The organism is Bradyrhizobium algeriense, from assembly GCF_003062295.1.
GTDB classification, from domain to species: domain Bacteria; phylum Pseudomonadota; class Alphaproteobacteria; order Rhizobiales; family Xanthobacteraceae; genus Bradyrhizobium; species Bradyrhizobium algeriense.
Genome location: NZ_PYCN01000033.1, coordinates 13,008 through 36,678 on the forward strand (window position 1 = coordinate 13,008; position 23,671 = coordinate 36,678).

General features: G+C 60.7%; 18 protein-coding genes and 2 pseudogenes. 17 read left to right on the top strand and 3 right to left on the bottom strand.

Translation table 11 applies throughout. From position 1 onward, the window contains the following. Nucleotides 1–27 precede the first annotated feature (27 nt). The 3 genes from C7G61_RS35590 to phnF all read right to left on the bottom strand — a co-directional run bounded on the left by C7G61_RS35590 (nt 28) and on the right by phnF (nt 2,726). On the bottom strand, nt 28–381 hold the full coding sequence (locus C7G61_RS35590; protein WP_108522372.1) for an HIT family protein: 354 nt from the start codon (nt 379–381) through the stop codon (nt 28–30). Between the two features lie 76 nt (nt 382–457). Then, nucleotides 458–1,726 (bottom strand): extracellular solute-binding protein, encoded by a 1,269-nt coding sequence (locus C7G61_RS35595; protein WP_108522373.1) that lies wholly within the window; start codon nt 1,724–1,726, stop codon nt 458–460. 196 nt (nt 1,727–1,922) lie between these two features. Continuing rightward, complete coding sequence (gene phnF / locus C7G61_RS35600; RefSeq protein WP_190242118.1) at nt 1,923–2,726, bottom strand: phosphonate metabolism transcriptional regulator PhnF; 804 nt, start codon at nt 2,724–2,726, stop codon at nt 1,923–1,925. A 214-nt stretch (nt 2,727–2,940) separates the two neighbouring features. Here phnF and C7G61_RS35605 point away from each other — a divergent pair, with 214 nt between their 5' ends. The 17 genes and pseudogenes from C7G61_RS35605 (at nt 2,941) to C7G61_RS35685 (ending at nt 23,496) form a co-directional block, all read left to right on the top strand. Beyond that, on the top strand, nt 2,941–4,041 hold the full coding sequence (locus C7G61_RS35605) for an alpha-D-ribose 1-methylphosphonate 5-triphosphate diphosphatase (RefSeq protein WP_190242119.1): 1,101 nt from the start codon (nt 2,941–2,943) through the stop codon (nt 4,039–4,041). Nucleotides 4,042–4,065: 24 nt separating this feature from the next. After that, nucleotides 4,066–4,539, top strand: a complete 474-nt coding sequence (gene phnG / locus C7G61_RS35610) for a phosphonate C-P lyase system protein PhnG (RefSeq protein WP_190242120.1) — start codon at nt 4,066–4,068, stop codon at nt 4,537–4,539. After that, a complete protein-coding gene (gene phnH / locus C7G61_RS35615) occupies nt 4,536–5,132 on the top strand; it encodes a phosphonate C-P lyase system protein PhnH (protein WP_244608614.1) in 597 nt (198 codons plus the stop codon). The genes phnG and phnH overlap by 4 nt, the downstream gene beginning before the upstream one ends. After that, on the top strand, nt 5,129–6,313 hold the full coding sequence (locus tag C7G61_RS35620) for a carbon-phosphorus lyase complex subunit (protein ID WP_108522377.1): 1,185 nt from the start codon (nt 5,129–5,131) through the stop codon (nt 6,311–6,313). Before phnH ends, C7G61_RS35620 begins: the two co-directional genes overlap by 4 nt. Continuing rightward, nucleotides 6,303–7,169, top strand: coding sequence for an alpha-D-ribose 1-methylphosphonate 5-phosphate C-P-lyase PhnJ (locus tag C7G61_RS35625; protein ID WP_274542301.1), 867 nt, complete (start codon nt 6,303–6,305; stop codon nt 7,167–7,169). The genes C7G61_RS35620 and C7G61_RS35625 overlap by 11 nt, the downstream gene beginning before the upstream one ends. Beyond that, complete coding sequence (phnK, locus tag C7G61_RS35630; protein WP_108522379.1) at nt 7,166–7,945, top strand: phosphonate C-P lyase system protein PhnK; 780 nt, start codon at nt 7,166–7,168, stop codon at nt 7,943–7,945. The genes C7G61_RS35625 and phnK overlap by 4 nt, the downstream gene beginning before the upstream one ends. 17 nt (nt 7,946–7,962) lie before the next feature. Next, nucleotides 7,963–8,689 (top strand): annotated as a pseudogene (gene phnL / locus C7G61_RS35635) (phosphonate C-P lyase system protein PhnL). 846 nt (nt 8,690–9,535) lie between these two features. Further along, nucleotides 9,536–10,711 carry an ABC transporter ATP-binding protein gene (locus tag C7G61_RS35640; RefSeq protein ID WP_108522380.1) on the top strand — a complete coding sequence of 392 codons (1,176 nt, stop codon included), beginning with the start codon at nt 9,536–9,538 and terminating at the stop codon, nt 10,709–10,711. A 167-nt stretch (nt 10,712–10,878) separates the two neighbouring features. After that, nucleotides 10,879–11,679 carry a carbohydrate ABC transporter permease gene (locus tag C7G61_RS35645; protein ID WP_420836822.1) on the top strand — a complete coding sequence of 267 codons (801 nt, stop codon included), beginning with the start codon at nt 10,879–10,881 and terminating at the stop codon, nt 11,677–11,679. After that, nucleotides 11,676–12,524, top strand: a complete 849-nt coding sequence (locus C7G61_RS35650) for a carbohydrate ABC transporter permease (protein WP_108522382.1) — start codon at nt 11,676–11,678, stop codon at nt 12,522–12,524. Before C7G61_RS35645 ends, C7G61_RS35650 begins: the two co-directional genes overlap by 4 nt. Nucleotides 12,525–12,705: 181 nt before the next feature. After that, nucleotides 12,706–14,217, top strand: coding sequence for an alkaline phosphatase family protein (locus C7G61_RS35655; protein ID WP_244608616.1), 1,512 nt, complete (start codon nt 12,706–12,708; stop codon nt 14,215–14,217). 96 nt (nt 14,218–14,313) lie between these two features. Next, nucleotides 14,314–15,582 carry an extracellular solute-binding protein gene (locus C7G61_RS35660; protein ID WP_108522384.1) on the top strand — a complete coding sequence of 423 codons (1,269 nt, stop codon included), beginning with the start codon at nt 14,314–14,316 and terminating at the stop codon, nt 15,580–15,582. Nucleotides 15,583–15,625: 43 nt separating this feature from the next. Continuing rightward, nucleotides 15,626–16,774 carry an aminotransferase-like domain-containing protein gene (locus C7G61_RS35665; protein ID WP_108522385.1) on the top strand — a complete coding sequence of 383 codons (1,149 nt, stop codon included), beginning with the start codon at nt 15,626–15,628 and terminating at the stop codon, nt 16,772–16,774. Between the two features lie 522 nt (nt 16,775–17,296). Further along, nucleotides 17,297–18,355 carry a hypothetical protein gene (locus tag C7G61_RS35670; RefSeq protein ID WP_190242121.1) on the top strand — a complete coding sequence of 353 codons (1,059 nt, stop codon included), beginning with the start codon at nt 17,297–17,299 and terminating at the stop codon, nt 18,353–18,355. Further along, a complete protein-coding gene (locus tag C7G61_RS35675; RefSeq protein WP_108522387.1) occupies nt 18,352–20,004 on the top strand; it encodes a hydantoinase B/oxoprolinase family protein in 1,653 nt (550 codons plus the stop codon). The genes C7G61_RS35670 and C7G61_RS35675 overlap by 4 nt, the downstream gene beginning before the upstream one ends. Nucleotides 20,005–20,015: 11 nt before the next feature. Continuing rightward, the gene (locus C7G61_RS35680) at nt 20,016–22,193 is read left to right on the top strand and encodes a hydantoinase/oxoprolinase family protein (protein WP_244608617.1); all 2,178 of its coding nucleotides are present in this window, start codon (nt 20,016–20,018) and stop codon (nt 22,191–22,193) included. Nucleotides 22,194–22,604: 411 nt separating this feature from the next. Further along, a pseudogene (locus tag C7G61_RS35685) lies at nt 22,605–23,496 on the top strand (IS630 family transposase). Nucleotides 23,497–23,671: the final 175 nt, after the last annotated feature.

The following is a 23,671-nucleotide window of genomic DNA, read 5'->3' on the forward strand; positions in this document are numbered from 1 at the left end:
GGATTCGATCAGCGCCCGGTCAAGGCTTCAGATCGCGTCCTTGGGCAGCGGATCAGTGCCGTAGCGGGGAATGATGTTCCAGTATATCTGAGCTAGCGCATTGCCGAAATAGGCGACGTTCATCTTCCTTGGATGGAAAGCGCGTTGCACAGCCTCGGTGATCACCGTCATCTCAAGCAGGTGCTGTGTGCGGAGATCGACTGGCAGGTCGTGCAACTCGCGCGCCACCACCTTGCAGGAAAAGAAACAATAGCCGCGGAAATACTGGCGCCGACGACTGAGTGTTAGGTAGCCAGTCGGCAGCTCGGCGACAAAATAACGTCCGTCGTCGCCGTCGACGGCCTGGAGGACTTCTCGCTTCGAGGAGGGATGAGGGATCACGGCGGCGGCCTCTCGGAAGGGGGATTAATCGTCCTCCGCGCCGGCAAGGTGGCGTCGAAGGAGGGCCTCGCGGAAATCAAGGCTTCGGCAGGAGTTTTTCGACATCGCGGACCATATCGGGGAGCACTTCCTCCGGTATCCGCTTTAGCGTCACCACGCTTTGTAGGTGGTCCCGAATCACGGTGGTGATGCGCGGGCCGTTTTGGCCGGGATAGGGGTTCATGCTCTTTATTCGGGCAAGCGCGGCGACGGCGGCAAGGGCGTTCGGCTTGGCTTTATAATACTCGCCGAGGTACTTCGGGTCATTGACTGCAATCGTGTTGACCGGCGTCAGCCCTGTCTTCAGCACCATCAGCGTCTGCGCGTCCGGGCCGACGGCGAATTTGAGGTATTTCCACGCGGCCTGCTGCTTCGCTGGATCGGGGGTCATGATCGCCAATCCGCCGCCTCCCGACTGCATGCGGCCGTCGGCAGCCGATTGCGGGAAGGGGCCGGTGCGGATGTCGAGCCTGGGTCCGGCGTTGGCAGTCAATTGTTCCAGACGCGAGTTGGAAGCGACATAGATGCCGATCTTGCCCGAGGCGAAGGCCTGGCGGGCTTGTTCGGTGGTCATGTCGATCATGCCGGTCTCGCCGAAGCGGCGCATCAGTTGCAGCGCCGCCTGGCCTGCCGCGCTATCGAAGGCGATCTTGCCGTCATGCGTGAACACGTCGCCGCCGTGACTGTAGACGAGCCCGTGAAACGACCAGTTGTAGCTGTCGGAATGATATTCAAAGAAGATCGGCACAACCGTAGGGTCGGTTTTACGGATGTCGGCGGCAAGCGACAGGATCTCGCCCCAGGAAAGATCGAAGTTCGACAGATCCGGGTGCGCTTTCCGAATGAGGCTCATGTTGTAGTAGACGATACTCGTCGAGACCGATTCCGGGACCGCGACCATCTTGCCTTTCCATCGCGTCGTGGCGAGCGCCCCCGGTTCAACGCCGACCGCGGCCCATGATGGGTCGGCGGCAACGAAGCCGTCGAGGGACGCAAGCAGTCCGCGCTCGGCAAGCACTGGTATATCGGGATAGCAGAGCGATGCGACGACGTCGGGCAGATCCTGGGTGACCGCCGCCCTCAGCAGTTGCTGCAGCAAAGTCGGACAGTCGGCCGCATTGGCCTGCGCGACGATCTGGACGTCGGGGTTCTGCTGCATGAAGCGCTCGGCGAGCGGCTGGCGGAAGAGGCCGTCGCGCGCCGGAAAGGCATAGCTCACCCTCAGCGTGACCGCGTCGGCACAGGCACCGATCACCCCAATGAGCATCGCGGCGACGGCCGATATCAGCGAAAGCGTCATTTTCATCGTCGCAAACCTTTCTTGAGGCGCTTCCGTCGGTCGGGCGCCCGGACCGGCATTGAGCCAGATTGGCTCCGATTAAGCGGGGCGGATGAAGCCGCACTGACAGGATTGGTACAACGTCCCCACTTGTACCGTTCGGAGAGAAACTCCCGGTGCCTCGACTTCCTTGGCCCGACTGGCGGAACAGCTGAACCGGCCACTACTCGAACGTGACCACCAGTTCCATGTGCCGGGGGGCAACACGCATTCTCGAAACCACAATCGGGGTGCCGCTGACGTCGACATTGATGTTGGTCACCAGGAGAATTGGCTGTCGGGGCGGCAGGCCGAGCCATTCCGCATCTGCTTTGGAGAGCGCGATCGCCGAAATCCGGGTTTCGTAACGCTTGTAGGTGTTCACACCGTATCTGCGCCAGGCTTCGGTGAAGCTGCCGGTTTCCACGATGACCTGCTCGATGCCCTCGAAACGTGGCAACGGGAAATAGCTGGACGCGACGGCGACGGCGAGCCCGTCCACCACTGTGATCGTATCCACCTTGCGGGCGAAATGGCTGCTGTCGAGCCGGAGGTCGCGGCCGAGGTCCTCTTCGGCTCGCACCCGGCTGAAACCGAGGATGCGCCGTTCCCCGGCCCGGTAGATGTCGCGTATTGCAGCACTGAGGCGCGACGTCGGCCCGATGTGATGCCGCACCACCCGCTCCTTGACGAAGGCGCCGCGCCCCTGCTCGATCCTCAAGAGATTCCGCTTGCGTAACGACGAGAGCGCATGGCGGACGGTGTTGCGGTGAACGTCGAAACGGGCGGCGAGTTCGAACTCCGTCGGCAGCCGGTTGCCGGGCGCCCATGTCCCGGCCCGGATCTCTTGTTCGAGCGCCCGTTCGACGAGTCGCCAGAGCGAGGTGGCGCCGCGCCGCTCTTGCAGCCTAGCTTTTCGCGTCTCGCCTTTCGGGGCGGGGATAGGATCTGGCATGTCGGCTTCGCACTCCGCTTCGTGGTCCGGCAACGTTAGGACAGGCATGGCCTCTCGACTTGAAGACACTGGTACAAGTCCGTCAAGGTGACACAATTTGTCATCGCGCTGTCGCTCGCCGCTCCTTTCACAGCTGATAGAACCCAAGCAGGTCCTAAAGCTAGGAAAGAGGCGCCTTCCGATGGGTCGATCGGCGAATTCTGTAACCCAAATACGACAAAGTATCTTTCAACGCGGCGAAGTTCTCTTGACGAACGCGAAGATCGTGACCCGATCGGCGTGTTTCAACGGAACGATTCAGATTGTCAACGGACTGATCGCCGACATCTCGACCGGTAGTACCACCGCGCCAGGGGCGCTCGATTTTGAAGGCGACCACCTGCTGCCCGGATTGATCGATGTCCATACCGATCACCTCGAAAAGCAGATCCTCCCGCGCGCTGGCATGACCTGGGATCCGTTGGGAGCTGCGATTGCCCACGACATTCAGATTTGCGCGGCGGGCACCACGACAGTGTTCGATTCGCTGATCGTCGGGGCGGTGGGCAATCCGGAGCGGCGCCGCCTGCTGCCGCTGATGCTGAAGGGGCTTGGCGAGGTGCGCCGGCACGGCCTGCTCAGGGCTGACCACCTGCTTCACCTGCGCTGCGATGCCCGTGAGCGCGACCTAATTGATCTTTTCCTTGCTTATGCCGACCAGCCTCAACTTCGATTCGTGACCATGATGGATGACGGGCCACGGCGGGACCCGAAGCGGTTCCGGCATCTCGAGCGTCGCAAGAATACGCCTGAGGCGGAAATCGAGGCGGCAATCGCCGCCGTGGCAACCAAAGAGGACTGCACCGAAGACAATCGGCGACGCCTCATCGCGCACTGTCGCGCGCGCGGCGTGCCCTTCGCTAGCCACGACGACACTACCGTTGCCCATATCGCAGAAGCCGTCGGATACGGTCTCTCCATTTCCGAATTTCCAATCACCGTGGAGGCGGCGAAAGCCGCCCGCGCCGCCGGCATGACGATCATCGTTGGGGGACCCAACCTCGTCGCAGGGCGCTCACATATTGGCAACGTCTCGGTGCGGGAGCTCGCGCAGGACGGCCTCATTGACATCATCTGTTCAGACTACATCTCTGCAAGCATTCTGCGCGGCATTTGGTACTTGGCGAGCCAATCCGACCTAAGTCTGCCGGAGGCCGTCGCACTCGGAAGCCGGCGGCCGGCGGAAACCTTCGGGCTTTTCGACCGCGGCGAGATTGAGGTGGGCAAGCGCGCCGACCTCATCCGCATAGCCGACCGAGCCGGTCCTGTCGTCCGAGCGGTCTGGACGAGCGGAACACAGGTGCTCTGAGGTGGTCGAGAGCGGGAGATGAATGTGTCAGCCACGCAAACCGCTTTTGGCGATCAATGCACCCGTCAACACTGGATGACGGTGCTTGCCAAGGCCCGGCTTGCCGAACTGGACCGGCACTGGGCGGCGATCGCCCGCCCGAAATTCCAGTGGATCCGCCGACCGGAGTATGGCGCAGCGATGTTGCGGGGGGCAGTCGGTCGCACCGGCGCGGTGTTCAATCTCGGCGAGGCGACGGTGACGCGCTGTACGCTCCAGATCGAGACCGGCGAGATCGGCATCGCCTATGTGCTCGGCCGCAACAAGCGCCACGCTGCGCTCGCCGCCCTATTCGACGGGCTAATGCAGCGCGACCAAGCTACCGGGGCCGGCACGATTGCCCCAATCATTGCCGCGATTGATCGTTGCGTGCGCGAAACGGAGCGGGCGGTCCGACGCGAGACGCAACTGAGCAAGGTCGATTTCTTCATGCTGGGGCGGGAGGCCAATGGCGAATGACGGCTGATCTGATCCCGTCGGGCTTCCGCGATCCGGTTCATGAAGTGCAGACCGCGTTCCGCCGACTTCTAAAGGCGCTGTCGCGGCCCGGTACGCCAGTGTCGCTTCCCGGGCCGGACGAGCCGCCGGCGCCAATGGCGGGGCCGCTCGCTGCCATCGCTCTGATGCTCGCCGACGCCGATTGCCCGATCTGGCTCGACGCAACATTGTCGACGGAGCCGGTCCGGCGTTACCTACATTTCCACACAAATGCGCCGCAAGTTATTGATCCGAAGGCCGCGACGATCGCCCTGATCGGTGATGCCGGCCGGCTAGCCGGGCTCCGCGGCTTCCATCCGGGCGAGGCCGCTTATCCCGATCGGTCGACGACGCTTGTCCTCCAGATACCCGCGCTGACCGGTGGGCCCGCGGTCCGCCTCTCCGGGCCAGGGATCGAGACCACCGCAAGCCTGGCGCCCCGGGGTTTGCCGGACTGGTTCTGGCCCTTCTGCCGCGAGAATGCCGCACGCTATCCCCTCGGCGTCGACATCTTCATCACCGACGACCTCTCTGTCATCGGACTCCCGCGCTCCACCAAGGTGGAGGGACCATGATCACCTCCATTAAGGGCGGCGAAGCCGCCATCGCCGCCTCACACCGTCTCCTCGCCAAGCGCCGGCGCGGCAACCGAAGGATCGCCGATCTCGGCGTCGATCAAATCCGCGAGCAATTATCGCTCGCCGTCGACAGAGTGATGAGCGAGGGCTCGCTTTATGATCCGGAGCTGGCGGCGCTCGCAATTAAGCAGGCCGAGGGCGACCTGACCGAGGCGATCTATCTTTTGCGTGCTTTCCGGACCACTCTCACCCGCTTCGGCCACGCCGAACCGGTAGACACGGCAGCGATGATTGTGCGCCGGCGGATTGCAACGACCCACAAGGACGTGCCGGGCGGCCAGCTCCTTGGGCCGACTTATGACTACACCCACCGGATGCTCGATGTCGGGCTGATGGGAGAGGCGGGGAGTGACGACCTCTCCGATATCGCCAGCGAGAGCGAGGACGAAGGAAAAAACGAGGGCGACACTGGAGAGCCGTGGCCCGATGCGGCGGCTCACGCCTTGACGAGAGATTGCGGCGTGCTGGCGCGAACCGACCTCGTCGAGCATGCCCGGCCGAACCGGGAGGGGAAGGTTGCCGACATCACCCGCGACCCGGTGGTGTTTCCGTCCGGACGGGACCAGCGGCTGCAGAGTTTGGCCCGCGGTGACGAAGGTTTCCTGATGGGGCTCTGTTATTCGACCATGCGCGGCTACGGGCGTAACCATCCTTTCGTCGCCGAACTGCGCTACGGTGACGCTACGGTTGTCCTGACCATCCCCGAACTCGGCATGCCGGTCGGTATCGGCAGGATCCGCCTCACCGAATGCCAGACCGTGCATCTGACCACTGGTGATGGCTCGCTGCCGCCACGCTACACGCGGGGTTATGGCCTCGTCTTCGGCCATGGCGAACGCAAGGCGCTCTCGATGGCCATCCTCGACAGATCGCTGCGGTCGGCTGAACTGGGCGAGACGGTCGCTTACCCGGCACAGGACGACGAGTTTGTCCTCTCTCATTCCGACAGCGTCGCGGCATCCGGCTTGGTGCAGCACCTGAAGCTGCCCCACTATGTCGATTTCCAGGCCGAGATGCAGCTGCTCGGCCAGATGCGCGCGGACTATGCGGAACGGCACTCCGGACTCAAAACCGCCCCCGAGCCGGATACGATCACGGAGGCTCTCAGTGGAGACTGACCTCGCATTCGACGACGATGGTGTCTACAGCTTCGCTTATCTCGACGAGATGACGAAGCGGATGATCCGGCGAGCGATCCTGAAGGCGGTGGCCGTGCCCGGCTACCAGGTGCCATTCGGCAGCCGCGAGATGCCGCTTCCCCCTGGCTGGGGCACGGGCGCGCTACAGGTTATTGCGAGCATCCTCGGCCGGGATGACGTGTTAAAGGTGATCGACCAGGGTGCCGATGACACCACCAATGCCGTCTCGATCCGTCGCTTCTTTGCCAAGGTCGCCGATGTCGTCACGACTGAGCGCACTGGAGAGGCAACGGTGATTCAAACGCGCCACCGCATTCCGGAGCGGTCGCTCTCCGATGACCAGATCATCGTCTTCCAGGTGCCGCAGCCCGAAGCGTTGCGCCGGTTCATCCCGCATGAGGCGGTCGCGCGGAAAATCCACGCCTTTGCCCGCTACGGCGTTATGCACGTCCGCCTCTATGAGGATATTGCTCGGCTCGGCCACGTCGCCGTGTCGAATGATTATCCGGTCATCGTCAACGGGCGCTACCTCGCCTCGCCATCGCCAATCCCAAAATTCGACAATCCGAAGCTTCACCGCAGCCGCGCGCTCGCGCTATTCGGCGCGGGCCGGGAGCGGCGCATCCACGCCATCCCGCCTTTCACTGATGTCAAGAGCCTCGATTTTGCGGACTATCCTTTCACGGTGCAGCGCTTCGACGCGTGCTGCTCGCTATGCGGCGCGCAGGACAGCTATCTCGACGAGATCCTCCTTGATGATTGCGGTGCCCGGGCCTTTGTCTGCTCGGATACCAACTATTGCGCCGAGCGGCAGAACGAAGGGACCGAGGCATGAAACCGAGAGCGAGGGAAATACTGCGGGCCGAGCGCCTCTCGAAGGTCTTCGGACGCGTATCAGCCTGCAGCGCGATCTCGTTCTCATTGCGGGAGGGCGAAGTTCTCGGCATCGTCGGAGAAAGCGGCTCGGGCAAGTCGTCGCTGCTCCGCTGCCTTGGCGGCCTCCTCCAGCCGGATGCTGGCACGGTTTGGATCGCCTCCGATGACCATCTCGTCGATCTCTGGGCGATGGACGAAGCCTCGCGCGAGCAATTCCTGCCGACGATGCTCTCGCTCATCCACCAGAACCCGCGCGACGGATTGCGCCTCGGCGTCAGCGCCGGCGGCAATATCGCCGAACCTCTGATGGCCGCCGGCTGCCGCCACTACGGCTCCTTGCGCGCGACCGCGTTGCAATGGCTCAAGAAGGTCAATATCGACGGGCAGCGCATTGATGACCTACCCGAGGTCTTTTCCGGTGGCATGCAGCAGCGGCTGCAGATTGCGCGAGGACTCGCCACCCATCCCCGCCTCGTGCTGATGGACGAGCCGACTAGCGGGCTTGACGTCTCGGTCCAGGCGAAGCTCCTCGATCTCCTGCGCAGGCTCGTCCACGAACTTGGTATCGCCGTTGTGGTCGTCACACATGATATCGGAGTGGCGCGTCTTCTTGCCGACCGTCTGATGGTGATGCAGGGCGGGTGGGTGATCGAGGAGGGGCTTACGGACCAAGTGCTCGACGATCCTCACCACTCCTATACGCAACTGCTGGTCTCCTCAGTGCTGCAGGTCTGAAGAAGGAGGCACTGACTATGACTATCCTCGTTGGCGTTCGCGGCCTTTCTAAAAGTTTCAGGCTCCATACTCAGGGCGGCGCAGAAATCGACGTTTTCAACGACGTCTCACTGGATGTGCGATCGGGCAAGTGCGTCTGTCTGCACGGCCCCATCCGGGTCCGGCAAGTCGACGTTGCTGCGTTCGCTGTACGCCAACTACAAGCCTGACACGGGCCACATCGTCGTGCAACACGACGGCGAATCGATCGACCTCGTCAGCGCCGAGCCTTGGGAAGTGATGGAGGTGCGCCGCCTCACCATCGGCTATGTCGGCCAGTTCCTGCGCGTCATACCGCGCGTCGCCACCATCCAGGTCGTCGCAGAACCGGCGATCGCCATCGGTGTTCCGGCGGAGGAAGCGCATTCAAGGGCGAAAGCGCTGCTGTGTCGCCTTAAGATCCCCAAGCGCGTCTGGTCGCTGGCGCCCGCCACTTTCTCCGGCGGCGAGCAGCAGCGCGTCAACATCGCCCGTGGCTTCATGGTCGACTACCCTGTGCTCCTTCTCGACGAGCCTACCGCGTCGCTTGACGCCTCCAACCGCAACATCGTTATCGCTCTCATCAACGAGGCCAAGGCGCGCGGTGCCGGGATTGTCGGTATCTTCCATGACGAGGAGGTGAGGAATAGCGTCGCTGACAGGCTGTTCGAGGTTAGGCAAACGACCGTGATCAAACGGTCAGCCGCGTCGGAGGTCGTCGGCTGATCACGCAACGAAGGAGTTAGTTAATGGGTGGCAACGTCGCACGGCTTCGCTATGCGTCTTTGGCCGCACTGCGAGAGGGCTCTGGCGGTCAGGTCGACGTGAGGGTTCCCGATGCAAGCTGTGACCGCTGGATGCCTGACATTGCGTGGTTGAATAGTGCGCAGAGAACCATATCGCTGCTCTTGGCGGGAGCAAGCGCGGTTCGGCAAGCGATCTCAGGAGTTAGACCGATCATGGCGCGGCGAGCCCATGGCCTGCATGTTGAGGCGAGCCGACGCAAACCAATTTTCGTCACAGATGTTCCACCGTCCGAAAGCTCAGCCAACATCAGATCAGGTTATATCACGTTGAAGGTCACCCGTAGTTGAGGGCAAGGACAGCGATCCGATCACGTCCCATCTCGGGCAAGAAGGCCTGATGGTTTGGGATGGGCAATGTGTGGGCGAAGGTGGTGAGCTAAACGCGCAGGACTGCGCGTCATCGCGACGGTGCATCTGGACAGCGGTTCGGCGACCGCTTCGGCGAACAGTCGCCCGAAATTGTCAATCGCGATCGCGCCCGCGCCGCTCGATCAGCTTAGATCTAGAATCGAGGCGGCTCACCTAGCTCTGGGTGATATCGAAAGTCTTTGCCATCGCGCCTTTTAAGCACGATTTTCCTTATCCCGACATCCAAATCGCCCACTCAATTATCGCATTTTGGCAATTGTGTATCGAATTATTCGATGAGCGTCATGAGCCCTTAGCAATCCGGGGGTTGAAGTCTTTACAAATCGGCCGCCCCGATCCGACGAGATAGACGATCTCATTGGGTGTGAGGGCTTCATGCGATGTGGAAGTGACAGCTATGGCATCCGTATTGATTGACAGCGTCACAAAGAATTATGGCCTAACGTCCGTATTGCGTGGGGTTTCGCTGTCGATAGCAGATGGCGAGTTCCTGACTCTGTTAGGACCTTCAGGGTGCGGGAAGTCGACACTATTACGCATTTTAGCAGGGCTCGAGGTGCAGGATGCAGGTTCAATCTTGATCGGCGAACGGAGAGTGGACGGCCTCAGGCCGAAGCGTCGGGATATTGCCATGGTGTTCCAGTCCTACGCGCTCTATCCTCATATGACGGTCGCATCCAACATGGCGCTCCCGCTTCGGATGCGCCGGTTCTCCGCCTTCCAAAGGCTTCCTCTTCTCGGCCGCCTGTTGCCACGAACGGCGCGGATCGCTGCCGAGATCGACGTGGAAGTCGCTCGTACAGCCAAGTCCCTTGGTATCGGCCACATGTTATCGCGCAAACCGGGCCAGCTCTCCGGCGGCCAGCGTCAGCGCGTGGCGGTTGGCCGGGCGATGATGCGCCATCCGGCTGTTTTCCTGATGGACGAGCCGCTGTCAAACCTCGACGCGAAGCTGCGTGTGCAGATGCGCGCCGAGATCAAGGAACTGCACCAGCGGCTCGGGGTCACTTTCGTCTATGTAACGCATGACCAGGCCGAGGCCATGACGCTTTCGGACCGGGTGGCGGTGATGCTCGACGGCGAGTTGCTGCAGGTCGCCCCGCCGCAGGACATCTATGCCGATCCAGACGATCGGCGCGTCGCCGAATTCATCGGTTCGCCCAAGATCAATATGCTTGAGGGCGTGGTGCGAGAACGGGGCCTGATCGATGTGGCCGGAGCGACGCTCACGATCGAGGCCGATGCGAGCGCGGGCGCGCATCTCACTCTCGGCATTCGCCCGGAGGCTTTTCATCTCGCCGATCAAGGCGGGCAGGGCGTACTGACCGGTTCCGTGCGCATGATCGAGCACATGGGCTCCGATCTCTTCGTCCATCTCGATCTAGCGGGCATCGATCATCCGTTGATCGCAAGGCTACTGGCCGAACGGGCGCCTCATATCGTCCCCGGCCAGACCTTGCATGTCGACGTCAGGCCGGACCGCGTCCTTCTCTTCGCCCGTGATGGGCGACGTTTGCACCGGCAAGTGGAATCCGGCCGGGCATCGGTCACGCCGATCCGGCAGATCGCCTGATGAGTGAACCTCTTTCCCTTTCCGGCACCTCCGACGAGCCGTCCGCGACCGGTGGCGTTCGAATATCCTCCGCTGCCTCACCGGCCCGCAGGCGTGCCTTTACGGAAACGCTGGCGGCCTGGACGCTAGCAGGGCCCGCCGTCTTCTTGCTGCTCGCTCTGTTCCTCATGCCGGTGATCGGCGTCTTCGTCATCGCGGTCACCGACTGGCAGTTCGGAGCGCGTACCCTTTCCTTCGTCGGTCTGGCCAACTTCCGCGAGGTCTTCGCAGACGCGGGCTTCAGGACCTCCCTTTTCAACACGTTCGTCTACGTTTTGATCGTCGTGCCCGGGACTCTCGTCCTTGGTCTTGCGATCGCGATTCTGATCGAAAGCGGAAAATCCTGTCGCTCCTTCTACCGCGCCATCCACTTCCTGCCCTTCATGGCGACGCTCACCGCTATGGCGGTCGCCTGGGAGGCGCTTCTACATCCCACGATCGGCCTCGTTAACCAGACGCTGGCCGCGATCGGCCTGCCGACCGCCAACTGGCTGCGCGACGAGAGTACGGCCTTACCGGTACTGGCCATCATCGGCATCTGGCAAAACCTCGGCTATGCCATGGTGCTGTTCCTAGCCGGCCTCAAGAGCATCCCGCAGGACGTCTACGATGCCGCCGATGTCGATGGTGCGGATCTCTGGCTTGACCGGCTGCGCACCGTCACTCTGCCCATGCTCGGCCCAGTCTCAATGTTCGTTGTCATCGTTGTAGCGCTGAGGGCGTTCGAGTCCTTTGACACCGTGAAAGTGCTGACCCAAGGCGGGCCCGGCCACGCCTCCGAAGTTCTGCTCTACACGCTCTACCGGGAGAGCTTCGAATATCTGCGCACCGGATACGGTGCCGCCGTGGCCGTCATCTTTCTGGCTATCGTCGTGACGCTCACTCTCATCCAGACCCGCGTCATGGACAGGAAGGTGCATTATCAATGAGCCTCCCCACCTCCGCCAACCGCCTGTCGCCGCCTGCCGCCATTCTTCGACATGCCGTGCTGCTCATCACAGGCGCGCTCATTGTGATCCCCTTCGTGTGGATGGTCTCACTATCGATCAAGCCGCCCGGCGAGATCTTCCGTGCCTCCTTCTCCTTCTGGCCCGCGCAATTCTATGGCTTCGAGAACTATACCAAGGCGCTGACTGACGCGCCGTTGCCACGCTACATGGGTAATGGCTTGATCGTCTGCGCTCTCATCCTCAGCCTGCAGATTTTCGTCTGCGCCCCTTGCGCCTATGCGTTCGCCAAACTGCGGTTTCCCGGCCGCGACCTCCTCTTCGGCATGGTGCTCATCGGGCTGCTCCTGCCGCATCAGGTGCTCTCGCTGCCGCTCTTCATTCTTGGCTACCAGCTTGGCATCCTCAACACTTATGCGGCGCTCGTCTTCCCTTATGTGGTCTCGCCCTTCGGCATCTTCCTGTTCCGGCAGTTCTTCAAGACCATTCCTGATGACGTGGTCCACGCCGCGCGGCTCGACGGGCTCTCCGAAATCGCGATCGTCTGGAAGATCATGGTGCCGATGGCGCTGCCGGCCGTCATCGCCTTCTCGACCTTCTCGGTCGTCTCGCACTGGAACGACCTGTTTTGGCCGCTGATCGCAGTGCGCGACCAGTCCCTCATGCCGCCCCCGCTCGGTATCATGGCCTTCAAAAATGAGGAAGCCGGCAACGACTACGGCCCGCTCATGGCCGCTGCAACTCTCGTCGTCCTCCCCCTCGTGATCGCATTCCTCACCGCCCAAAAATGGTTCGTCGACGGACTTGCAGGTGGAGCAGTCAAGTGAAGAAGCTCAAGAATCGCGTGCCAATATCTGAAACTCAATCATGACCCTGCTCGTCAGACACAGTTCGCTGAAATTTTTGGTTGTTGTCCGGGTCCTGATGGTGGAAACATCCGTGCACGCAGTCGACAGGCGCTCGTTGGATGGCGGCGGCCTTTGCCGTCAAACCTGTGAAGTATCCTAAATGCCGCGATCTTCTGGAACGTTCATGCCTGAGCAAGAATCTCGGTTCCTCATCGTCAGCTTCGATGGCCTGCGCCCGGACATCGTCGGTCCTATGCTGACGCCCAATCTCTGCCGCATGAAGGCTGCTGGCGTGACGCTCTCCAGCCACCGCACCGTCTATCCTAGCGAAACTCGCTCAGCCTTCCCGAGCCTCGTCACAGGCGCGACGACCAACCGCCACGGCATGGTCGGCAACAAATATGTCGACCGCTCCCTAACGCCCCCACGCTACATCGACACTTCCGACGCAATTCTTCTGCGCCGCCTCGACCTCGAAAGCGGTGGACACCTCTATTCGGCGCCCTCGCTCGGCGAGATCCTGGCGGCGAGCCGGCGGAGCCTCGCCGTGCTCGCCACAAATACGCCGGGCACCACCCGGCTTTTCCACCACAAGGCCGAGGACTTCGGCCATGTGCGCCTCTCCGGCCATTTCCGCGAAGCCTGCACGCCGGATGGTGTGCTCGCCGAAATTGAGACATGTATCGGTGCATTGACGCCGGTCCCGCCCAAAAAGGAGCCGGACCGTATCGGCCAAGACTGGATCACCTCGGCTTTCCTGGACGTCGTCTGGCCGAAATATCGTCCCGATGTAACGATCCTTTCCTATGGCGAGCCCGACGTCACCTCGCATTTCCACGGCACGGGGGCGGAGGCGACACGCTCCATCATTGCCCATTGCGACCAACAGTTCGGCCGAGTGTTCGACTGGTGGGAAGCAGAGGGAAGGCAGGCTGGCGTTCAGATTTTCGCGATCTCGGATCACGGCCATATCACCGGCCATACGCGCGTCGCCGTGACCGATAGCCTGCGCGCGGCCGGCTTCAGCCCAGGCGTTGCGCCTGCTCCCGATGTTGACGTGGTGGTGGTGCCGGGCCAGGTCGGCGCTCTCTATCTTGCCGATCCGGATGAGGCGAAGGTTGCCCGGTTGGTCGCAACCATTACGTCCGAGCCATGGTGCGGGCCAGTATTTACGCGTGCGAAGGACGAGGTCAACGGCATCGCCCCCGGGAGCCTCTCAAACCGTCTCGTCTTCGCCGATCATGTCCGTGCGCCGGACATCGCCTTTTCCTTCCGCGCAGACAATAGCATCGACCCCTTCGACCTCGTAGGCGGTACTTTCTACGACAATGATCGTCGGGCCGGTCTCGGCCTTCACGGTGGGCTGCATCCGAAGGAACTCGGTGCGCTCGGCATCGTCGCGGGATCTGCTTTTGCAAACATTGGATCCGCCTCTTCTTTGCCGTCCGGGATTTGCGACGTGACGCCGACGATCCTTCATCTGCTTGGCATTGACGCCCCGCCGACGATGGGTGGACGGGTGCTTCACGAGCTTCTACAGCCAGCATCGCGTCCAAAGATCCGCTGCCGCGACGAAATCTTCGCGGCGCGACTTGGCAGCTATAAACAGGTTCTTCGTCGGGTGGCGGTAGGCAACACGCGCTACGTCGAAAGTGGAACGGCAGATAGCTGACACGGGCGATACGAGCACTCTGCCGGGCTAGCACTCACAACCCAATCCAGCGCTGACGGCCGGTGGGATTTAAGTAAACTCTCAGGAGATCACTCGATGCGCACCACACGTAGAAGACTGCTTCTGACCGGTGCTTCCGCAATCGGGGCATTTGCAATCCCCGCAATCGGCCGCGCCGCCAAAGTTATCAAGCTGACGATCAGCCATGGTGCGCCAAGCTATGCGAAGATGCTGGCCGATCTGGGCCAGAAATTCAGCGGTAAGCATCCGGAGACGCAAGTCGAGTTCGTCGCAAATGGCGACAACTGGGATCCTCTTTTGCAAAAAACCTTCCGCGGAGCGCTCGTCGGCGATTTGCCGGATGCTACGTGGCAGTCACTTACTTATGCCCAGCTACTTGCCAGGCGCGGAATCTCGCAACCGGTCGATGAATTTTCCGGGGGCGCCGAAAAGCTTGCGACGATGGGGCTTTCCCGCCCCTTGATCGATGCAACTCTAGTAGACGGAAAGAACTATTCGCTGCCGTTCGGAACGACGATTCCAGTCGTCTTTTACAATATGAACGTTCTGAAACAGGCGGGGTTTTCGGGCACTGAACTGCCGAAATCGTGGGACGAGATTGTCGAGATTGGAAAGAAGGTGGCCGCCCTCGGCGGAAACGTCAACGGCGGATACATTGAGTATACGTCCACAAACGCTTGGATGTTTCAGAACATTCTTGGAACGCTTGGCGGGCGCATGATGAACCCCGAGCAGACCGATATTGCTTTTGATGGGCCTGATGGACTGCAGACGCTCGAGATACTGTCCAAGTTCGGCCAGACCAGCAATTTCGATATGACGCTGGACCAAGCTCGCCAGGCGTTCAATTCTGGAATTACCGGTGTGCACATCAGAACCGCTAGTGGCATCAGCTCGGTGGCGAAGGCGGCGTCAGGCCAATTCGAATTGCAGGTGGGCCAATTACCTGTTCCGAATCCCAATGGGCGGCTTGTCGGAGCAGGTCACGGCTTCTTCATGTTTGCCAAAGATCCAGAGCGCCAGAATCGTGTCTGGGACTTCATCAGTTTCGCGTCGGGGACCGATGGTCAGACAATCCTAGCCAAGCATACCGGATATCTGCCCATCAACATGATCACCCTGAATGACCCGAAGTTCCTTGAGCAGTATTTCGCTGCCAATCCGCATCACCGCTCAGTCGTGGAGCGGCTGCCCATCACCGGCGATCAGTTTTCTTTTCCAACCGACAACACGGTGAAGATCGCAGATAGGATGGCGGATGAGATGCGTAAGGTCGTCACCCAACGGTCAGAGCCGAAGCGAGCACTGGCTGAAATAGCCGAACAGACTCGAAGGCTGCTCTAGAGTCCAGCTATCCGCGACAACGCCATCCACGGGAAAATAGGTCATGGCCGCACAGGCAACAACAACTGCAGCGTATTCCGCTGACAGACATACCAACAAGCTTTCGCTGCTCAACATGAGCGGCAATCTACCGCCAAAAGTTCCGCATGCCTTTGATGCCGAATATCTGGCAGCAGTTCAGACCGTGTTATCGAGACAGTCGCCAAATGACTTGATCGGGGCGCACCAGTTTCGAGGGGAGCGGCGTGATAGGATAGCAGGGGCACGCTTTGTCGGCAGGCGTCTGCCTGTCGCGCCGAATCCGGATCAGCTGATAGTCACCAACGGCACGCAAGGTGCGATCACCATGCTGATGGCCGGCCTCATTGGCCGGGGCGGGACCTTGGCGATCGAAGAACTCAGCTACCCGACGATGCGGCAGTTCGCAGAGATGTTCGGCATAGGCCTTTGCAGCATTCCAATGGACAAGGAGGGTATGCTGCCCGATGCCTACGAGGCGGCGTGTAGGATCAAGAATCCTGCCGCCGTCTATGCCATGCCGACGCTGCAGAACCCGACGACCGCAATCATGAGCGTCGATCGCCGTCGGAATATTGCGGACATTTCCCGCAAATACGGCGTCGCAATCATCGAGGACGACATATATAGCCTCCTTCCCTTTGATCTCCCACCACCGCTTTCGGCGTTCGCGCCAGAAATATCCTGGTACATCCTGGGTACAGCAAAAAGCATGGCGGCGGCATTGAAAGTCGCCTACCTGGTGGCGCCGTCCGCCGAGGCGGCTCAGTCCCGGTTTTGGCCGGGCGTACGAGCCACGTATTGGATGTGCGCACCCATCAACGCCGCCACTGTAACGGCGCTTATCGAGAACGACGCTGCCGACAGGATAATTGCTGCTGTACGCCGTGAAACACAGGCTCGTCAGGCTCTTGTAACGGAGCGGCTGCGGCACCGCGAATTCAATTCCATAGCGGAGGGGTTACATGTCTGGTTGAAGCTGCCAGCCAGCCAGCCGCGTGCAGAGTTCGTTGCACGGGTTCGCTCCCGCGGCGTGGAGATCAGCGCGAGCGACACCTACTTTTTTGGCAAAGATGAGCCGCCGAACGCTATCCGGTTCGGCACCGGCACGGCGCCGGATCGTGAGGCGTTCGAGCGCGGGCTTGATGCCGTCATTAGGGCATACGATGCGTAAGACCAGCGCTCCAAGATTAGGGAACCAGTGGAAGAGCTGGACTGACGTCGCTTTGGACTCTAACGGCAAGGTAATCGCCTATGTCCACTATCTTTGACTACGCACGACAGATCCGGCGAGGATGCGGGCACAGGTGGGAAGGCATTCCCGTCGGCGGGAGATCAGTGCCGGACAGATCGTCAGCTCGATCAATTTTCCCTACCGTGCCTTGGAAAGAGGCGGAGCCAGTTACGGCAGCGGCGGAAGGCATGGTATGTCACCGGATTTCCGCGCGAACTGGATCGGAACTGCGTCTTCGCTCTCGGTCGAAGCTGGACCCAGCCTTAAATAGGTCCGCCCCTCCTCAATTACGCTGCAACAAGCAATGACTCATACAGGAATTCCGCTGGAGCGATGCCTCGATGCAGCGTCGGAGGATGTCGACCCGATAAGCAACGGCTTGGCCGCTGGGGCACGCACTCTATGAATGCCCAGCACCAGTCTATCCAGGATCGATCCGCTCTTTTCGCAGGTGAGCGTTGCTTGAAGATCCAAGGCGTTCCGCTCTTGGCGTATTGCAGACCGGGAGATCTCAAGAAGCCGCTCGTGCTTTTCCTCACAGGCGGCGGCATCCTGGCGCGCATTGCGTACGGTCATCCACAAGGCGAGGCGAGCGACTTCCTCGACTACTGGCTCGACAAACGAGGGTGGGGGCTGGTCACCGCAACCTATCCCGGCGACCATCCCGTGTTCGCGACACCTAAGCCGGACCTCGGACTAGAGGAATGGGCATCGGCGCTCGCAGGCCTTGTGACAGAGACGGTGGGCGAAGGTGGCAAGCGTCCGATTATCGCCTGTGGTTGGAGCATGGGCGGCAAACTGGTTTTTGCCCTGACCCGCGCGCTGCGCCTTCGCGGTCAAGCGCTTGAATGCTTCGTCTCCTTCTGCGCAACGCCGCCTTTCCCGCGGATCGACGGCGGGTTGACGCCATCCGAGAGCCTTCTGTCCAATGGGCTTTGGAATCTTTCGTCTGGAAAGCGGGATGGTTCCACGAGAGATGAGCGCTGGCTGGAAGAACTTCTCGCGATCGCAGGACTGGAAGGGCGCAGCATCATCGAGCCTGAAGCCTTCCGGAATCTTTATCGCACGAATGCGCCCCCGGGATTGTGGGGACCCGAGCTCGATCCTTATTTCAAGGGCGAACAGCCGCAAGACCTTTCTCGTGCGCTTCGCGAGGCACGTGTCTTTTCGGGTGACGACTATCCGATATGCGCGGCAATCGTTCCGGTGGATCCGCGGGACTATCGACACGCTTTAGCGGATGAGGCGGTCTGGGGAGGGATCACGGTCAAGGGCCTGCTGCACACGGTCATGCCCAAGTTGGCGGCATCGCAACTCCCTACTCATGACTGGGTACGGTTGCGCGCCTGCGTTCTCGATGCACCGCGACGTCTGACCAGACATCTGCCGGGCGGGCATTTCTTCTTTCTCGGCGCCTGTGGTGCGAGAGCAACCGTGGCTCACCTCATTGAGCTTCGTGACGAGGTGCAACGTCTTGAAGCCTTTTTCGGCACACTCAATTGCACCGGGAGTTCATCATGAAAGTCCACAGCGACTTCGATCCAATCGACCTCGAAATTCTCTGGAACCGACTTGTCTCTGTAGTGAATGAGGCGGCCGTCGCGCTTCTTCGGACTGCGTTCTCCACGGTTGTCCGCGAATCCAACGATTTCACGATGGTCCTCATGGACACTGACGGCGCCAGTATTGCGGACACCAACGTTGGTACTCCGTCCTTTGTCGGCATCCTTCCCCGGACCCTCAGCCAATGCTTGGTCAAGATACCGATCGAGCAATGGCAGCCGGGTGATTGCATAGTCACGAACGATCCGTGGATGACCACTGGGCACCTTTTGGATCTGGCGATGCTTGCCCCCATTTTCCATCGTGGACAACTGGTGGGATTCTCCGGATCCATTGCGCATCTCCCGGATATCGGTGGCGCCCTGTTTTCGGCCGACTGCCGAGAGGTGTTTGAGGAAGGGATACGCATCCCTCCAACCAAGTTCCTTGAAGGTGGACGAGAGAATCGAGTACTTGCCACCCTTATCCGGGCCAATGTGAGGGTGCCAGAGCAGGTGCTGGGTGATGTCTTTGCGCAAGTGACCGCGCACGCGGTTTGCGCACGCAAGCTTGGCGAATTTCTCGAGACCTCAGGCCTTCAAGATCTCACTGCCGTATCGGCAGCACTGCAGGATCGCGCTGACAAGGCGATGAGATCCGCCATAGAGGCAATCCCGGACGGCACATATAGCTCAGTTCTGGTCGCCGACGGCTACGATGACGAGGAGACGCGGATCGTCTGTGCCGTTACGATTTCTGGTTCGAAGCTTCATGTAGACTATGCCGGTAGTTCGAAGCAGATCGGGCGCGGCCTGAACTCTGTGATGAATTTCACCTACGCGCTCTCGGTTTATCCGCTGAAGTGCGCGCTTGATCCAACCACTCCTCGCAATGAGGGCTCGTACCGATCGATTACAGTCACGGCCCCCGAAGGAAGCATTCTCAATCCCATTCAGCCCGCAGCTTGCAATGCGCGGCAGCTCACTGCCCATCTGCTTGCCGGAGCGATCTATAAGTGCCTCGCGCAGATCGTACCGGAGAAGGTCATTTCTGAGTCTGGGACGGCGCCAACCTTGCGCAGTGTCTACAGCGGTACCGATCGGTATGGAAACCGCTTCTCGCAAGTACTATTCGGGAGCGGCGGAATGGGAGCAAGCGCATCCTCTGATGGCCATTCTTGCACACCTTTTCCGACCAATACGGGTTCGGGAAGCATCGAGGCGTTCGAGGCGGCAGCGCCGTTGATCGTCTGGCGCAAGGAACTCGTTCCGGATTCCGGAGGGGCTGGACAGTTCCGAGGCGGCCTCGGCCAAGAGATTGAGGTCGAGGTGGTTTCCGATCGAGAGGTTCAACTTTCACTCATGGCTGATCGACAGAAGAACCCGCCCGAGGGCCTCATCGGAGGAAAGGCCGGAGCACCGGTCGCGATCTATTTGAGTGATGGATCGAAGCCGCATCCGAAATCGCGCAGCTTGCTCTCGCCCGGACAGAAACTGATTCTACGGTACGCGGGGGCCGGGGGCTTTGGAGACCCCTCCAAGCGCAGGCGCGAGGACATGCTTCGCGACTTAATGGATGGTTACGTAACTCTCGCCGGGTTGCAGCGCGACTATGGAGCACAATTGTAGGGGATGGGGAAGTGAGCAAACTGGCAGCAGGAAACCGCGTCATCAGGATAGGGGTCGACGTGGGCGGTACGTTCACTGATCTCGTTCTCATTGATGGTTCGAGCGGCAAGATCTTTTTAGGCAAACGCCTGACGACGCATGCGGACCCAAGCCGAGCGATTTTCGAAGGCGTCGAGCGACTTCTGCAGGAGTCCGGCTGCGCGATAGAGGACGTAAACGAGATCGCGCACGGCACGACGCTTGTCACAAACGCGATAATCGAAAGGAATGGTGCCAAGATTGGTCTTCTGACCACACAAGGTTTCCGTGACTCCCTGGAACTCGGCAAGGAAATTCGCCACGATCGTCACGATCTGTTTCTGCGCCGACCGGAACCGCTGGTCGCACGACGCTTTCGCCATGAGATTGGCGAGCGAATCAACGCTGCGGGCGAGATTCTCTTAGAACTCGCTGAAGCCGACGTTCGTGCCGCCGCGCGGCAACTCAAGGCCGAGGGTGTTGAAGCGGTTGCCATTTGCTTTCTGCACTCTTACGCGAATGCGACACATGAACGCCGTGCCTGCGAGATTCTAAAGTCCGAACTGCCCGGAGTACCCATTACGCTTTCACACGAGATCGCTCCAGAGATACGCGAGTATGAGCGATGCAATACTGCATGCGCCAATGCTTACGTTCAACCGATGATGAACCGCTACTTGACGCATCTGGACGAGAAGCTGCGTCGGAGAGGTTTTCGCGGGGCGCTGCATCTCATGCTTTCCGGAGGCGGCCTCACAACCGTCGATGCGGCGCAATCACAGCCTATCCACCTCATCGAATCAGGGCCCGCGGCGGGTGCAACTGCCGCCACGTTCTATAGTCGGATAACTCAAACGCCCCATCTAATTTCATTCGACATGGGGGGCACGACTGCCAAGATGTGCCTGCTAGAAGGGGGCCGACCGGAACGATCAAACCAGTTCGAAGCTGCCAGAGTGAGCCGTTTCCAGAAGGGATCCGGGCTGCCACTGAAGATACCGGTAATTGACTTAATCGAAATTGGAGCCGGAGGTGGATCAATTGCGCGTATCGATCAGATGGGCCTGCTCAAGATCGGTCCTCAGAGCGCGGGGTCCGAGCCGGGACCGGTGTGCTACGGACGCGGCGGCAGCCGGCCAACGGTCACCGACGCGGATCTCGTCCTTGGGTACCTCTCGCCCACCTACTTCCTTGGCGGAGAAATGAAGCTGGACATGGCAACGGTGCAGCGCGCGCTCCAGGAGCATGTCGCCAGGCCGCTGGCCGTTGATGTTGTCGAGGCTGCGATTGGAATTCGCAGGATCGTTGATGAAAACATGGCGGCGGCAACACGGATGTGTATCGCGGAGAAAGGGCGCGATCCTCGTCAATACGCTATGCTGGCGTTCGGCGGAGCCGGCCCAGTGCATGCGCATTCCTTGGCTCGTTTGCTCGGAGTGAGACGGCTGATCGTTCCACTTGGCGCTGGCGTGATATCTGCGCTGGGCTTTCTGGTAGCAGCGCCGGCAATCGATCTCGCAAGAAGCCATGGGGGGCGCCTTGCGGACCTAGATTGGCAGCGCGTCGATGAGTTGCTGAAGGCGATGGAGCAAGAGGCCGGACAATTCCTCGCAGAGGCCGGCATTTCATCTGAATCCGTCATTATCCGGCGGAGTGTAGATATGCGCTATCTAGGGCAGGGATTCGAGATACCAATCGGGATTCCCAATGGATCGTTAGATGCGGGCGCGCGGGAGGATCTAGCGCAACGGTTCGGGGCTGCCTATGAACGGCACTTTGGACGCAGCATTCCTGGGGTGCCGGTCGAAGTGCTGACGTGGCGACTGTCGGCCATATGTCCCGCCCCCGACGTGGCCCTCAGGTTCTCGATATCCCAAGGCCCCGAAGGGGGACCTCTAAAAGGCTCCAGAAACGTCTACTTCCACGAGGTCGGCTTCGTGATAACGAATGTGTTTGATCGCTATCGTCTGCGCCCAGGAAGCAGGTTCGAGGGGCCTGCCGTCGTGGAAGAGCGCGAGTCCACGACAGTCATCGGCCCTGGCTGCACCGTCGAGGTCGACAGCTATTTCAATCTAATCATCGACATCAAGGAAGCGCCGAGCCAGCGCAGTGCCGACAATCGGGAAAAGAGTACAAAAAAAGCGGACTCAGTGGAGGTCTCTCGTGGCTGATCATTCAATGGAACGAGCTTCGTCAAAACGCATCCGGCAGGAACGCAGGAACGGCGTATGGTGACTTCGTTTGGGTGGTCACTATCCCGGATCTAGCGGCGCATAACCGACGATAAACCATTCTCCCGGCGCCGCCGCATGCACGGGATGTGCCGCGCCGGACAGTTTCGCAAGGGGCCCACGACAGGTCCGAGCCGGGTTTGCCCAGCACATGGACGAGGCAGCCCTCCGGCAGCCCATTCAGGCTGAGCGCTGCGGCTTCGACCGGCTCCTTGCGGTCCACGCCGCATTTCCGAACTGCTTACAAAAAGACGGCCTTCGCAGTTCCGGTGTCGCGGCTCCCGAGGCGAGCAAGCCCTGCTTAGCGTTTTGGTGATTCAAGCTACCCGCCGGGACAGGAGGCCGGCGGGCATGGCGAAACCGCTGTCGATGGACCTTCGTGAACGAGTGCTTGCCACCATTGCGGGCGGCGTATCCGGCCGGCAGGCTGCCGACCGGTTTGGAGTAAGCGCGGCGAGCGTCAGCCGGTGGCGGATGCGCGAGCGAGAGCAAGGAGTGCCCAGCCAAGAGCTCAGGGCGGAGATCGCAAGTCCCACCGGATCGATGCCCATCAGGTGACGATCCTGGCCTTGCTTAAGGCAACCCCTGATATCACCATCGAGGAATTGCGTGACAGCCTTAGCAAAGAAGGTCTTTCCTTCGGCTATGGGACGATCCGTCGCTTCTTCGAACGCCACAACATCACGCGCAAAAAAAGACCGCCCATGCCACAGAGCAGGATCGCCCGGATGTCTTGACGCGGCGGGAAGCCTGGCGTGAGAGCCAAGGCAAGCTCGATCGGGACCGGCTCGTCTTCATTGATGAGACCTGGGCGTCGACCAACATGGCGCGAACACATGGCCGCTGCCAGCGCGGCGAACGTCTTCGAGCCGCCGTTCCGCACGGCCACTGGAAAACAACAACCTGCGTGGCCGCTCTAACCACGCGCGGCATCATCGCGCCCTGGGTGCTCGATGGCCCTATCAACCGTGATGCCTTCGAGACCTATGTGGAAAAGGTGCTCGTCCCCGAACTTCCACAAGACGCGATTGTCATCATGGACAACCTCTCCAGCCACAAAGGGGCGCGCATACGCGAGATGATCGAAGCCGCCGGCGCAACGCTCCTCTATCTTCCACCCTACAGCCCCGACCTCAACCCGATCGAGAATGCCTTCGCCAAGCTCAAAGCAAATTTGCGAAAGGCCGCCGAACGTACGGTCAATGGTCTCTGGGATGCCGTTGGCCGCATCGTCGACACCTAAACGCCCGCAGAATCCACAAACTACTTCGTGGCCGCAGGGTATTTGCAACCTGATCGGCCAACGCTCTAGCGATGGAATCGACCTCCTGGCCCTCCATTCACACCAATGGCACCGCCGGCTCCCAGAGCACGCTTCCTTCAGGTCCGTCACCGCCAAAATCTGAAGCCTTCAGCGG